Source organism: Paraburkholderia azotifigens (assembly GCF_007995085.1).
Lineage (GTDB): Bacteria > Pseudomonadota > Gammaproteobacteria > Burkholderiales > Burkholderiaceae > Paraburkholderia > Paraburkholderia azotifigens.
Genome location: NZ_VOQS01000005.1, coordinates 94,938 through 107,999, shown reverse-complemented (window position 1 = coordinate 107,999; position 13,062 = coordinate 94,938). Strand labels below are relative to the sequence as shown.

General features: G+C 58.0%; 8 protein-coding genes. 2 read left to right on the top strand and 6 right to left on the bottom strand.

Annotated features, from left to right (window positions below):
• Positions 1-157: 157 nt before the first annotated feature.
• The 6 genes from FRZ40_RS32185 to FRZ40_RS32160 all read right to left on the bottom strand — a co-directional run bounded on the left by FRZ40_RS32185 (position 158) and on the right by FRZ40_RS32160 (position 5,483).
• Positions 158-712 carry a hypothetical protein gene (locus FRZ40_RS32185; RefSeq protein WP_147236905.1) on the bottom strand — a complete coding sequence of 185 codons (555 nt, stop codon included), beginning with the start codon at positions 710-712 and terminating at the stop codon, positions 158-160.
• Positions 713-1,063: 351 nt separating this feature from the next.
• Positions 1,064-2,620 (bottom strand): AAA family ATPase, encoded by a 1,557-nt coding sequence (locus FRZ40_RS32180; RefSeq protein ID WP_147236904.1) that lies wholly within the window; start codon positions 2,618-2,620, stop codon positions 1,064-1,066.
• A 2-nt stretch (positions 2,621-2,622) separates the two neighbouring features.
• Positions 2,623-3,186 carry a hypothetical protein gene (locus tag FRZ40_RS32175; RefSeq protein ID WP_147236903.1) on the bottom strand — a complete coding sequence of 188 codons (564 nt, stop codon included), beginning with the start codon at positions 3,184-3,186 and terminating at the stop codon, positions 2,623-2,625.
• A gap of 14 nt (positions 3,187-3,200) precedes the next feature.
• Positions 3,201-3,407, bottom strand: a complete 207-nt coding sequence (locus tag FRZ40_RS32170; RefSeq protein WP_147236902.1) for a hypothetical protein — start codon at positions 3,405-3,407, stop codon at positions 3,201-3,203.
• 14 nt (positions 3,408-3,421) lie between these two features.
• The gene (locus FRZ40_RS32165) at positions 3,422-5,140 is read right to left on the bottom strand and encodes a hypothetical protein (RefSeq protein WP_147236901.1); all 1,719 of its coding nucleotides are present in this window, start codon (positions 5,138-5,140) and stop codon (positions 3,422-3,424) included.
• Between the two features lies 1 nt (position 5,141).
• Positions 5,142-5,483: a hypothetical protein gene (locus FRZ40_RS32160; protein ID WP_147236900.1), complete on the bottom strand. Its 342-nt coding sequence runs from the start codon at positions 5,481-5,483 to the stop codon at positions 5,142-5,144.
• A 519-nt stretch (positions 5,484-6,002) separates the two neighbouring features.
• Between FRZ40_RS32160 and avs3a the strand changes: the two genes are divergently transcribed.
• Positions 6,003-12,257: an AVAST type 3 anti-phage nuclease/ATPase Avs3a gene (gene avs3a, locus FRZ40_RS32155; RefSeq protein WP_147236899.1), complete on the top strand. Its 6,255-nt coding sequence runs from the start codon at positions 6,003-6,005 to the stop codon at positions 12,255-12,257.
• Complete coding sequence (gene avs3b, locus FRZ40_RS32150; RefSeq protein WP_240057406.1) at positions 12,223-12,915, top strand: AVAST type 3 anti-phage protein Avs3b; 693 nt, start codon at positions 12,223-12,225, stop codon at positions 12,913-12,915. Before avs3a ends, avs3b begins: the two co-directional genes overlap by 35 nt.
• Positions 12,916-13,062 lie beyond the last annotated feature (147 nt).

Below are 13,062 nucleotides of genomic sequence, written 5' to 3'. Positions count from 1 at the left end.
TACACCTCAAAACCGTCGCAATTTTCGACGCTACCTTCCAAGGAGATATCTATGCGAAAGCATCTGAAGCTTGCAGGACTGGTGTTGGCTGGGCCCTTCATTGCGCTCACAGCCGCCACCTTGCTCACTCTACCAATTTATTTCTTCATCAAGGTCGTCATCTTGTTCGTTCGATGGTTGACAACCTGAACAAGTATCCGATTACAAAGAACCCTCCGAGAAACATAGACGCATACAGCAAGCCTCCTGATCCGAAACGAATCCGTCCGTCAGAGATGCTGCCAACGCTGGCCGCAATCAGAAGTCCTCCCACGCTGCTCCCGAAGAAATAGAGCGTCCTCGGGACTTCTCCGACAATTTTTCCCATTATGGTCGCCAACCACTCCCAGCCGGTCAGATACCAGAGCAACACGATTGAGCCTGCTGCCACAATGATTGCAAGAAGAGAAAAACCGAGCTCCTTCATTGACAGGTCATTAATCCGGTCGCTCATATGTGCAAGCAAAGCCTGGTTATTCTGGAAGAATCCACAGATAAATACCGCTGTCAACGCGAACACGAACACCTGAAAACCGTACGTGATGATTTCCTCGCGGAATAGAGCCAACGCGTCGACTTCCCGCTCGTCGTCAGATGCCTTGACGTCCGCAGAATTGTTCGTAGATGCCATAACAGTGATACCAAAGTGTTGAGTTTGTAACTCATTCGACATTCATCGGTCGCGACACCGAAAGTATGCTCGCCCTCCCGCATATCACGACCGCCCTAATGGCGCTTAGACCGCGCTTGCTTGCCCTACGCAATTTGCTTGAACCTACAGTCATAGATAATCGCCGGACCGACATAGCCGCGAGGCCTACCCGCCAAGATTGCTTGCGGCGCTCCCGAGCACACTGAGCTTCAGTTCGGCCAAGGCTGCCAATAAACCTCGCTGGCTGCCATGAGATAGTGGCCAGGCTAGTTCGAACAAGCGTGGTATTTGTCGAACCACCTACGGCTCGTCAGCGGAGGGCACCCAATAAACCGACAACAAAAAAAGCTGGATGAATTACCTTGCTGCTTATCAAGCCAAGACAGCGCGCCGCGCCCGTTGCTGCTGCCCTGCTCCGCCAATCGGTTGTCCTGAGGCCGGGACGGCCCTTTCGCGGCCCCACGCGCGAATATTTTCGATCTGCTCGGGACTCGTTTTCGAGAGAGGTACAACATTGTGAAAACTTCGGCGGAAAAGGTCGTCAGATACCACCGCATCGCCGCTCAAAAACGCTTCCTTCACCACTTCGCGAACTGCAGACTCAAGGTCCGAACCCGCAAATCCTTCGGACGCTTCCACCAGTTCAGTCATCAAAGCATCGGTCGGCTGGTATTTCAGACCACGGCGGATGTAGATATTGATAATGTCCTTCCGCTCCTCCGCCGTTGGCAGATCCACAAAGAAAAGCTCGTCAAAGCGGCCGCGACGAAGGAGTTCTGGCGGGAGTCGCGACACGTCGTTTGCGGTTGCAACGACGAATACACGGGAGCGTGCCTCCTGCAGCCAATAAAGGAACTGTCCGACCAACCGCGTCGACGTGCCTCCGTCACCGGAGCCTTGGGTTGCGCCGGCGAGTCCCTTCTCGATCTCGTCGATCCAGAGCACACATGGTGCAACGTGGTCGGCTGTGCTTAGAGCGTCTTTTAACCGCCCTTCGCTTTGACCAAGATATTGGCCGTGAATGGTTGAGAGGTCCAGACGATATAGCGGCATCTTCCAGTTGTGCGCGATAGCCTTCGCAGAAAGTGACTTTCCGCAGCCGGGAACGCCCACAAGCAGCACGCCACGCGGAGGCCGGATTCCGCGTTCCCGCAAATCGGCCGTCAGTAGCGGACGCTCCTTGTCGAGCCAGGCCTTCAGCCCTCCCAAACCGCCGACGTTGAGCTCCGAGCCGCGAACCTGCACACGCTCAATTCCTGAAATATCGGCAAAGATACGGTCTTTCGCATGAGTTAGCTGGGCAAGGTCGTCCTTGACGATGCAACCGTTGGCAAGCAACGTGGCAATAATGTTCTCCGCCTCAATCCTGGAGATGCCAGTCAGGATGGCGGCAGCCTCTCGTTCATCCGCCTCGTCCCACTCAATCCGGTAGTCCGACCGGTACGCCCCAATTTGCTCCCGGATGATTTCCAGCATTTCGTCTTCAGAGGGAGCGGACAAAGTCAACGACATGCCGAGCCGTTGCAACTGCCCCCAAACTGGCTTGGTCGTGATAATCACAACCGCGCCGCCGTTCTCCGCAGCCAGCATGACTGTGTCCAGCAACTGCCGCGCAAACGGCGTATCATCCTCCGAATCCGGCGACTCAGTCAGAACGAACGTCAGATTCTGCCTCTGGGAAATCTGCTGGCTTGCATGGTCAAGTGCGCCAACGGCAGTGCGGTCCGGATTAATCTCGCGGTTGCTGATCAGCTCCTTCGTGCCCTGAGACAACGTGTGAACGTACACAGGTGCGTTGCTCAGACCTTGTGCGATCTCACGAAGGATATCGAGAACACGCGAGCGTTCCGCGCTTCGAATCGAAATGAACGGGACTCGGGCTTTCAGGTAGCGTGTCAGCGTGCTGCGAAATTCTTTGGTATCGCTCATGCTTATGTCAGGATGTTCCGGCGCCGCTGTTGTGTAGCTACGCTCGTGTTGTTATTCGTAGAAGTGCGAGACGCGGCGGCTTGGGACCCTCCGCCAGTTGCTTCTGTGGCAGCCGCACTGACCCGGAAATGGAGCAGGCTGCTGTTGCGGATCGTACTTGCCAGTTGCCCGCTGCGGTCGTGCTTCGCGCTATCTTCCAATGCCTTTTGTGCCGTTTCCGCGTACTGTGCAACCTGCTTTTGCAAACTCTCTCTCAGTTCGTCTGCGAATACAGGGAGGGCTGCCAATTGATATACGCTTACAAGCTTCTGTCGTGCATCCAGCATTGCCCGAGCTAGCGTCGTCGCGTCGCCGCCTAGATGCAGGGCTCGTGACATCCCGTCAGCGATTCGTTTCAGCCGGACGTCGACGGTTTCGCTGGTTCTTCTCGCAAACAGGGGAGCAACGCCCCCCGTCCAGCTCAACGAACCGGCACGCATCGCCTCAATCGCCTCGTCATCGTTGCCGCCCGCCTCAAACACGTCAAGGCATACCGACCACTCGGCATAAGTCTTCGGTATTTTCATGCGAGAGCCATTCGTCACTTCACGCGTCGCACAAATGGCGTCGCTGGCAGAAGGTCCCACTCAGGAAACGCCCCAGCAAGGGCATCGTTGAAAGACTGGCCCGACATCAGGCCACTCGCCCCCGATGATGCCTGACGCAGATCTTGCGTCTGCTGGGGGCTCTGGGCCAGCGAGTCGGTGGTCGCAGTATCCGCTGCGCTGTTGAGAAATTGACGGCTCATTGCAGTGGCTCCTTTCAGGCTGCGGACATAACGCGGCGAACGTTGTCGTGCGACGCGAGGATGTGTTGTTCCGGCGAGATTGAATCGATGAATGCGGTCACTTCGGCCGCAATTTCGTCTCGACGTGCATACTCCCGACGCCATTCGACCAACTCGGCGAGCGTTGCCTTCAGGGCCTGCTCGCACTGTTCTTTCTTTTTGGCTGCTTCCTGCGCCAGTCGAATCCTGGCGTTGTCGATTTTCTTCTTCTCGGCGAAGAACCACCCGATCGAACCAACTCCGACGAGGGCGAGCAGCCAGCCCGCGGAGAACGCACAGACCAGCATGAACACACCGAACACTACAGCGGCCCAGTGCTTGAAACCAAGCTTCAGTTTTGCAAGCGCTGCATCGCGCGCCGCGTCCAGATATGCACCGAGGCCACCCAGCAATTCCGTTTCATTCTCGCCGCTACGGGTCGAACCCGACCACCCTTCGATAGACAAAGCAATGTCCCCCGGCACGCGAGCACGGAAGGACGCTGTCAAATCATCGTGCGCGTCACGGATCCACGCACGCGACAAGGCCGTAGCGTAGCGCTGCGTAGCACGCGTGGCCTTGCTCAGTTGCGGATTCATCGCTGCGTTCGTCAGCAACTGTGTGAAACTGACCCGCTCGTCGAGAATTGTCGTCTCAAGTGATTGTCGGCGTTGCGCGGCAACCCGGTCGCCGGATTCTTCGATGACCAGTTGGTTGAGTCGGTCTTCGCGCCGCAGCGGCAGTTCCTCGTCATCGAAATTGCTGACGAGGGAATCCAGCAGGTCGTCAACAGCGGCCTCAATGTTGCGCGCCGGGACAAGCGGACCGTCGAAAATGCCAACAAAGTGATCGCGAACGACTTCGTGAAGCGCCGCCTCGTTAAGCGAGGCGTTCAGTTCCGTCCACGTCGGACTGAATCTCGAAAGATGCGTGTATCGCCCTGCCCGATTCTCATCCGGAAGCTTGGTGAGCAGCCCGTCGCTCCACTGCTCGCGTTGCGTCTCTACAAACCCGACCTCGGCAGCAAGTTCCTCGACCCACGATTCCACACGGCGGGTGCATTGAAGACGAACCTCTCCACCGAATATGCCGCTGGCCAGTGCATCAACCAGAATCACGCTTTGCCGGTCAAGGCTCTTCGGATCCTGCATGCCAAAGTACCGGTCTAGCCAGACACGGCAGGCGTTCCCACGTCCGGAGCGACGGCTGATAAGCGCGAAGAACAGAGACGTCTTCTCGTCATCACGGCGGATAGCCTCTGCCAACGCACGTTTTGCCAGATCCTGCTGATCATTGAGCCACGCGGCGAGCGCCACAAGTGCCGGAGCAAGCCAGTAGCGCGGCGCCGACAACATAAGCCCTTCTGTCGCCGACTTGATGGTTTCCGCTCTGACAACATTGACATCAGCCGCCTGCAGGATGCCAGTGGCCTGCCGGCGAACCTCGGCGTAGTAACCGTACGTCGTCTCGAGTTCCTGACGGATCTTGATCTGGCGAGTCTCCGCAAGCGCCAGTTCCTTTGCACGCAGGTCTGCCGCCACGAACTGCATGAAAGCCTGCTCAAGCCGGGCCAGTTCGGACCTTGTGTCAGCGAGCTCGCCACCGACACCAGCTACCTGTTGCGAGACTGCCTCGATGTCACGGTTCAGGCTTCTCAGACTGTTGTTGATATACGTAAGGTCTGCGGCCTGGATTATTCGCTCTGTGGTGCTCATTTCATCCCTTAACGATTGACGTATCGCCACTTGATGTGACGGCAATTACCTTGTCCGCGTAGACTTCTACAAACTCGTACCGCCCATGCAAAGCCAGAGCCCTGCCTCGAGTGAGCAAAGGTGGTAGCGGCTCGAAGCTCTTATAGTGCTGAATGATGTTGCCCGTTCGATCTAGCGTGTGAACTTCATAGGGAGCGCCTAGATAGCACCTCGACACGATTCCAATCGGATGCTGGTCGATCGTGACGTCTGGAAACTCTTCGCTTATGGCTGCAGCCAGCGCATCCACTGCTTGACGGTTATGGACATGTCCACCTGCGTCCAGCTTCTTGATAGCGTCCATATACGCTACCGAGCGTTTCACGCGAAGCCTCACGTTGACCTGGTCCTGAGAGAGCGTTGTTGTTGGTCGCACCGGTTGCCTCAGCGAAGCAGCTAGGTCTGAACTGGAGGTGCCAGGTACCAGGAGTTTTCGAACCATAGACATTCAGCCATAAATTAAATTAACCGGCAGCCCATGAACATGCTTCCCGCATCGGATGGATACCCTTCCCAGCTGATGTAGCAGTTCAACGCACGTGGAACCGGCGTCATTCAGGAGGTAACGGCAAGCTGATACAAATCTTTAGTGCTGACTTAATGACTCGCCGACAATCTGCGTAGAAGCACTGTCGGTGCGGGCAAGGTCAGATCCTTATGCTCACGACACCGTCTGCCCCGCTGTCTGATGGAACTACGGCGCCGCTTCGTGTTGCGCGAAGCATCGTCTGCACACTGAGACTTCGCCGCGCTGATCCGGCAAGCCTCCCGGTCGCCTCGTTTTCGGTAAACTTGACGGACGACACGAGGAGCAACGAAAGACATGGCGGAACATGAGTTGGTGCGGCCCAGCCGCGACGGAGACCAGTTCCACTATCACTGGGCGGCCCGTCATTGTCTGGCGCTGCTACGGGGTTTAAACGGTCTTGTCGCCGTATCCATCGAAGGTGCATCGACGTCAGAAGGCTCGTCCTCCGTGGACGATGGCGACGAGCTGATCGACGTTGGGCTCTACTGGGGCAGTGAAGCGTTAGCTCAGGCGCCTCGGGTTGAATACACGCAGCTCAAACATTCGACGCGACACGCGCAGACCGTGTGGACCGCGAGCGGTCTCAAGAAGACATTACAAGGGTTCGCCAAACGCTTCACCGCGCTCTTGCTGCAGTTCGCGGCGCCAGATGTCAAATCGAGATTCCGCTTCCGTTTCACAACCAATCGCCCAATCGACCAGAAAGTGCTTGAGGCACTCGAAGACCTGGCGGCCGGCCGTGCACCGCGGCATCCCACGGTCCAGGCCACCTTATTGGGATACGCCGGGTTGAGTGGTGACCAAGCGTCCGACTTCTTCAGCATCTTTTCGGTCGAAGGCGAAGAGCCTAATCTGTGGGCCCAGCGGAATCTGCTTGCCCAAGACGTCGGCGTGTACCTGTCTGAGGCCGACTACGATGCTCCCGTGCAACTGAAGGAACTGGTCGCACGCAAGGCGTCCTCGGAGTTCGCCAACGATCCGGCAATCCGACGGCACGATGTTCTGCGCGCCCTGAAGGTTTCAGAGCCACAACTTCAGCCCGCGCCTTGCCTGATAAACGCGCCGGCCGTGGTACTTCCCCGGGAGCAGGAAGCCGAGATTCGCTCGGCGCTACTCTCGACAACACGCCCGATCGTTCTCCATGCCGATGGCGGCGTGGGCAAATCTGTCATCGCTTCGCGCCTTGCTACGTCGATGCCTCAAGGCTCCGTCGCCGTGCTGTACGATTGCTTTGGCGATGGACTCTATCGAAATTCATTGCATCTTCGGCACCGCCATCGTGATGCACTGGTACAGATTGCGAACGAACTGGCCGCACTGGGTCTGTGCCTTCCGCTGATTCCGTCCGCGCACGCAGATGCCAAGAATCTCATGCGCGCGTTTGTCGGGCGAATCGAACAGGCTATCAACCTGCTTCGCGCACGCGACCCCGAGGCGAGCCTGTGCCTGATAGTCGATGCTGCAGACAACGCAGACATGGCAGCCGAGGAGCAAGGCGACAATCCGTTCGTCCGCGATCTCATTTCCACGGCAGTACCTGAGGGCGTGCGGCTCGCTTTCACCTGCAGGACGCACCGTCGAGCACGACTCGGCGCACCCAGTGACGCGCACGAAATCGAGTTACGCCCTTTCAGTTTCGCGGAAACGAAGGCGTTCCTGCTACGGCACTACCCCGATGCGACCGAAACAGACGTCGCTGAGTTTGCATTTCTGAGCAGCTCGAACGCTCGAGTCCAGGCTCTGGCAATTGAGCAAAAATTGAACATCTCGGAAATGCTCATAAAACTGGGGCCAACCCAGTCGAATGTGGATAACGCTATCGCCGATTTGCTGCAAGGCGCGATCGATAAGCTCAAACATCAGGCAGGCAAGACCGAAGCAGCGCAGATCGACCTCATCTGCCAAGGCCTGGCGGTACTTCGGCCGCTCGTACCGGTCTCAGTTCTGGCACAGATTTCTGGCATTCCTGAAAGCGCTGTGCGTAGCTTCGCGCTCGATCTCGGACGCCCGCTACTCATAAAGGGAAACAGCCTCCACTTCACCGACGAACCGACCGAGACATGGTTCCGTGATCGTTTCAAGCCAGCACACGCGAACCTGGAGTCATTCCTGGCGCGACTGCGGCCTCTCGCCAGTGACAGCTCCTACGTCGCCTCGACCCTTCCTCAACTGATGCTCTCCGCCGGGCTCATGGATGAACTTGTCGCGCTGGCACTATCGGAAGACGGTTTGCCGGCTACAAACGCGATAGAACGACGGGATGTGGAGATACAACGCCTGACATTTGCACTCAAGGCTTGCCTTCAGGCAGGGCGATACGCTGATGCTGCAAAGCTTTCGATGAAAGCCGGCGGCCAGGTGGCAGCAGCAACGCGCCAAACCGCGTTGATACAGCAGAACAGCGACATCGCGGGCGTGCTGCTTTCTCCGAACAGGATTGATGAGCTGGTATCGCGGCGCACGTTTGGTAGCAGCTGGATCGGATCGCACCATGCGTACGAGGCTGGGCTTCTTTCGGGGCGCAAGGAATTCCTGGCTGAAGCTGGCAGCAGACTGCGCATGGCCATGGAATGGCTGTACGCCTGGGCCCGGAGCCCAGCAGATGACCGGAAGACGGTCACGAATAGCGATCGTGCAGAACTCGCACTGGCACGAATGCGGGTACTGGGACCACAAGCGGCCGCCAAGTTTCTGGGCAGTTGGAGACCTCGTCGCCTGGCCTTTGACGCAGCACGATTGCTCGCGCGGCGACTGCTCGACCTAGGCGAGTACGGCGAACTCGATTCGCTGGCGTTGGTCGGCGCGAACAACTTCTGGCTGTCGCTCGGAATCGTGGCGGAAGCATCACGCGTGGGACATCGTCTTCCGCCCGCACCGCTCGCCCAGGTGATGCACACCTTGGCAGACCGTCGGGTGCAAATCAAAGGTTCAGACCAGTGGAACGAGCGCTGGGATACCTTGGAAGCTGTTACCGCTGCCGTCTCAATGTCGCTACGCGTGCTTCCACGAGACGACGCGAGCTGGTCAGGCATTCTTCGTCGACATCTGCCGGAAACGCCACCGACCGTTCTCTCCGACAGATTCGGCGCGGACATTTCACCGCTGCTCAGAGCGTACGCGCTTGAGGCTGCATTGCGAAACGACCGGCTTACACTACTTTCCATCGCCCCGCCGGACGTCCGTTCTGAACTGGAAACCAGGGACTCTTATAGCCGCGGGTCCGATACGACTGCGTTCGAACGAACTACAGGCAGCCTTCTGCCCTGGTTTGTACTCAGCGCAGAGGTCGCATGCGGGCGCTCGCCGTCAAATCTTGATGCGGCGGTCAAAGATGCGCTGGACAAGAGCGTTGCGTCGCAAGATTACCAGTCTCGTTCGCACATTCGGAATGTCGTGGCTATCGAATGGATCCGGGTGCTGCGGGACGCATCCGTTACTACCGAAGCTTCCGTGGCGGTGCTTCGCGACTGGATCAGCACTCACGATAACCACATCTCGCCAGATACCCTGACGGTGATGTGTCGAATCGCTTCTCACTCGCCCGGGCTGTCTGATTTCGCGATGGAGCTGGCAATCGCAGCCTTCGAGTCCCTGGAAACTTCCAGGGAACATGCTGAAACGAGAACCGATGCCTATCAGCTCCTGGCTCGCGCCGTGCTGCCGGTCAACAAAGCCGAGGCTGCCGCTTATTTTGGCCGGGCCGTCGAAATCTCCGACAACATCGGTGACGAAAATCTGGACCGATGGATAGCAATGCTTCATCTGGCAAAGGCCAGCTCGAAGAAACAGACACCCCGCCCGCAGTCTGCCTACCGTCTGGCAAGAGCCGCGGAGCTGACGTATAGGTATGTCTATCGTGACAAACACTTCGACTGGCAAACAACCGTCGAGGCGCTGCTAGCCCTTTGTCCGTCCTCGACCCTCGCTATCCTGAGCCGATGGCGTGACCGGGACTTCGGTTCTGCCGAACGCCAGATCGAAAAGGCAATCCGAAGCCTCGTGGAAGTGAGTCAACTTCCCGCAATTGTCACAGTCGCTTTAGCCGGCCTGGACGCGGGGTTGAATAGCCTGAACGACATCAAGCGAGCTATCGATGCGCAGACAGATATGGAACGGAAGAAACAGATTCTTCGCGCCGCATATCGCTACGTGCGTGTCGACCCGCAGAACGAAGAAACCTGGACTGGTATGGCCCAGCAGGGGCGCGCGCTCGGGGTCCAGTTGCCCGATATCGATCGACTGCTCGCGGCCGCAGCACGACGCAACAGTTTGGCGTCTCCGCAGCCTGAGCCGACACCGCAACATTACGATAGCAGTGAACGCAAAGAACCCGACTGGGGCAGCTTGTTCGCTGGACTCGATCTGACGAACCAGGCGTCGTTGCGTCGAGCGTACGGCGATCTGAAGAGCTTCGACCCGCCGTATTCAGTCGAAGAATTCTTCAAGCAGGGGCTTGTGCGCAGCGGCCACAGCCGGATGGCCGGGTTCATCCGCGCCGTTGCTTCATGGCCCGACTTCGGGATTTTCAAGTTTCGAGATCTGCTCGACGCCATTCCACCACTCGGTTTCAGGTCGCTGTCAGTTCGCGAGGCGCTACGCGAGGCAACCTTGGCGGCGTGTCGAAACACACCGCAGTACTCGCAGCGTAGCGGCTGGGGAAAGGTCTTCCCGTCGGAACGCCTGTACACGCTAGGCATCGTGACCGACAAAGACGTTGTCACGGCGATTTTGCAGGGATATGCGGCAAGAATTGATACCCTTGATGCACGGGGATTTTTCCTTCTCGTGGATCCGCTGACATCTTGTCTCACCCAGGATGAAGCAGACAGTGCGCTGAATTTTGGGCTGAGTCTGCTCGATGGCATGCTACGTTCCGAAGACGGCGACGGCCCCTGGCGCGAGGAGCTCACGCCAGCGCAATCGTGCGAGCAAGCTTTGGCTGGCTATCTATGGGCCGGCCTCGGCTCGCCAGCAGCAAGCGAGCGCTGGAAGACGGCTCATGCGGTCAGAACGTGTGTGGAACTAAACTGGACCGGGTTATTGTCTGCACTTGCCGTGCGCGCAACCGCCGGCTCCCCGGCTCCCTTCACCGACGGCGGACTCGTGTTCTACGAATGGCATGCCCGCCAGTGGCTGCTCATTGCGCTTGCTCGAGGTGCCATCGACCGGCCAATTGCCGTCGAACCGTTTGTTCCGTTTCTGACAGCGTCTGCCGATGAGGAACACGTTCTGATCAGGCATTTTGCTGTCGAAACATTGAAGATCTTGCGCATGTCAGGCGTCATACCGACGACAACCGATGCGGCACCCGACGAGGCCAACATCCGGAGACAGCCCTTGCACGTGCATACCAGGTCCCGTGGTGTGTCTGACGACGATGACTACGACGACGCCAATGCACCTGACCTGCCGGGACACGAGAAGTATTACTTCGGTATCGACATCGGCCCATACTGGTTCGCGCCGCTAGGTCAGGTTTTCGGCATCAACCAGGAATCGATGGAGAGACGCGCCCGGGATGTACTGCGCGATCGGATGGCCTCGAGCTATGGCGCAGATCTTGAAGACGCGCGCTACGAGCGGAAAATCCTCCATTATGAGGATACCAACCACTCTCACGGCACTACGCCTCGAGTTGACGATTTGACCGCATACAACTCGTATCACGCGATGATGATTGTTGCAGCCCGGCTGCTGGAGACACATTCTGTCGGTAAGGCCGCCGACCAGACGACTGATGACTTTGAAGAATGGCTGGAAGGACAACTCTTAACCCGAAGCGATGGGCACTGGCTCGCAGACCGACGCGACCCTCACCTCACGGAACCACCGCCCGATCCGCGAGGGTACGGAGACAAAACGTGGTGCTGGAGCGTAACGGGCGAGCATCTGGACCGTCAACTGTTGACCGATGACGGCTTGCACGTTCTTTGGGGCTACTGGAGCAGCGGCGAGCGCGACGACGAGGAAACAGTCTCGGTACGCAGCGTTCTTGTCCCCAAAGATACGGCGGGGGCAATTCTGGCCGCGCTGCAGACGTCGCCTCGACCCGACAATATCTACTTGCCAGCGGCCGAAGATCGCGATGTCAGTTCCGGTAGCTTCCGTCTTGCGGCGTGGATAGATAGCAGGAACAATACTGCTCGTTTAGACGGATACGATCCTTGGGCAAGCAAGGTCGAATATCCTGGGCCGAGACCCACTTCGTCCATCGTCGACAAGCTAGGGCTGAACGCGCAGGCGGATAGGCGGCGCTGGAGCTCCGCTGCAGGAGCATCTATCCGCAGTGAATCGTGGACTCGAGCAGTCGGCTATAAGCCGGAAGACGAAAACATAGCGGGAAACCGCCTGAGCTGCAACCGCGAATTCTTGCTGGAACTCTTGACGCAAAATCCCGGGACGTACTTGATGCTCAGCGTATCGATACGTCGCAAGCCGCCCCGCGGGGGTTCGGACCAGGACGTGTTCGAACCGTATCCATGGCCTTACGCACGCTATTACCTGATAGGTGAAGATGGAATCGCCCGATCGCTCAAACGCCGTGATTGAACTTGGAAAACGTCTGGTTATCGAGCTCAATCTCGCAGACGACCTGCTGGCACAGTGGATGGCTCACTACATTGCCGAGCGAATCGACGCAGCGGAGCGTGCGGCGCCCGAGGCGCGATCTGTTGCGCAGGATGCCTGCGCGCAGGCCATCTATGAGTTGTGGAATCACCGAAACAACCTGCCCGACCATACGAAGCCATTTCGTGAATTAGCGCCGCTCCTCAGGACACTTACGTCCCTCGAGGTGGACAGCGGGAACCGTTTCCGATTCATCCACAGCCGCCCCGACGTTCAAACGCCGGATAACTCAGATCTCGCGGGCAATCGGTTCCTGGAAGCAGCCGTAAATCTGGACTATTCTGCGCGCGTCCTGATTCAGTATCTACTTGGCGTTGCGTCTCGCGAGGCATCGGAGAAGGTTGCCCCATGGCTGGATGCTGCCATCAACGCAGGAGCAAATGCTACCTTGGAGATTCGCCTCGCCGATTTTTTGTCAGGCAACGAGGAGGCTCCTGATGCGGACGAACTTGCTCGACAGGCCTTGCAAGAGAAAATCGAGAAGCTCGAGTTGTTTTCTCAGCTGGCAACCTCGGTGGCGGCGGAGCTCAAAAGCCGCAAGATCGCTGGTCCCACAGGCGACGAAGGCGAAAGAGCGTGAAATCTGTATAAATTGCGGTCGCCGCGATGGGCGTATGTCCCGCCGGCTGCGACAGGTTTTGGCGTATTAACCATATCTGACGTCCCATCAAGCGCCGCGTAATACGCTAGCACCGGGCCGTGCTCGCGGCAGAGGCCTGTCTTGTGC

What these genes read in the sequence shown, in the direction of transcription:
- FRZ40_RS32185 (WP_147236905.1), bottom strand. Translation starts at nt 712, where the DNA reads ATGTCGAATGAGTTACAAACTCAACACTTTGGTATCACTGTTATGGCA.
- FRZ40_RS32180 (WP_147236904.1), bottom strand. Translation starts at nt 2,620, where the DNA reads ATGAGCGATACCAAAGAATTTCGCAGCACGCTGACACGCTACCTGAAA.
- FRZ40_RS32175 (WP_147236903.1), bottom strand. Translation starts at nt 3,186, where the DNA reads ATGAAAATACCGAAGACTTATGCCGAGTGGTCGGTATGCCTTGACGTG.
- FRZ40_RS32170 (WP_147236902.1), bottom strand. Translation starts at nt 3,407, where the DNA reads ATGAGCCGTCAATTTCTCAACAGCGCAGCGGATACTGCGACCACCGAC.
- FRZ40_RS32165 (WP_147236901.1), bottom strand. Translation starts at nt 5,140, where the DNA reads ATGAGCACCACAGAGCGAATAATCCAGGCCGCAGACCTTACGTATATC.
- FRZ40_RS32160 (WP_147236900.1), bottom strand. Translation starts at nt 5,483, where the DNA reads ATGGACGCTATCAAGAAGCTGGACGCAGGTGGACATGTCCATAACCGT.
- avs3a (WP_147236899.1), top strand. Translation starts at nt 6,003, where the DNA reads ATGGCGGAACATGAGTTGGTGCGGCCCAGCCGCGACGGAGACCAGTTC.
- avs3b (WP_240057406.1), top strand. Translation starts at nt 12,223, where the DNA reads ATGGAATCGCCCGATCGCTCAAACGCCGTGATTGAACTTGGAAAACGT.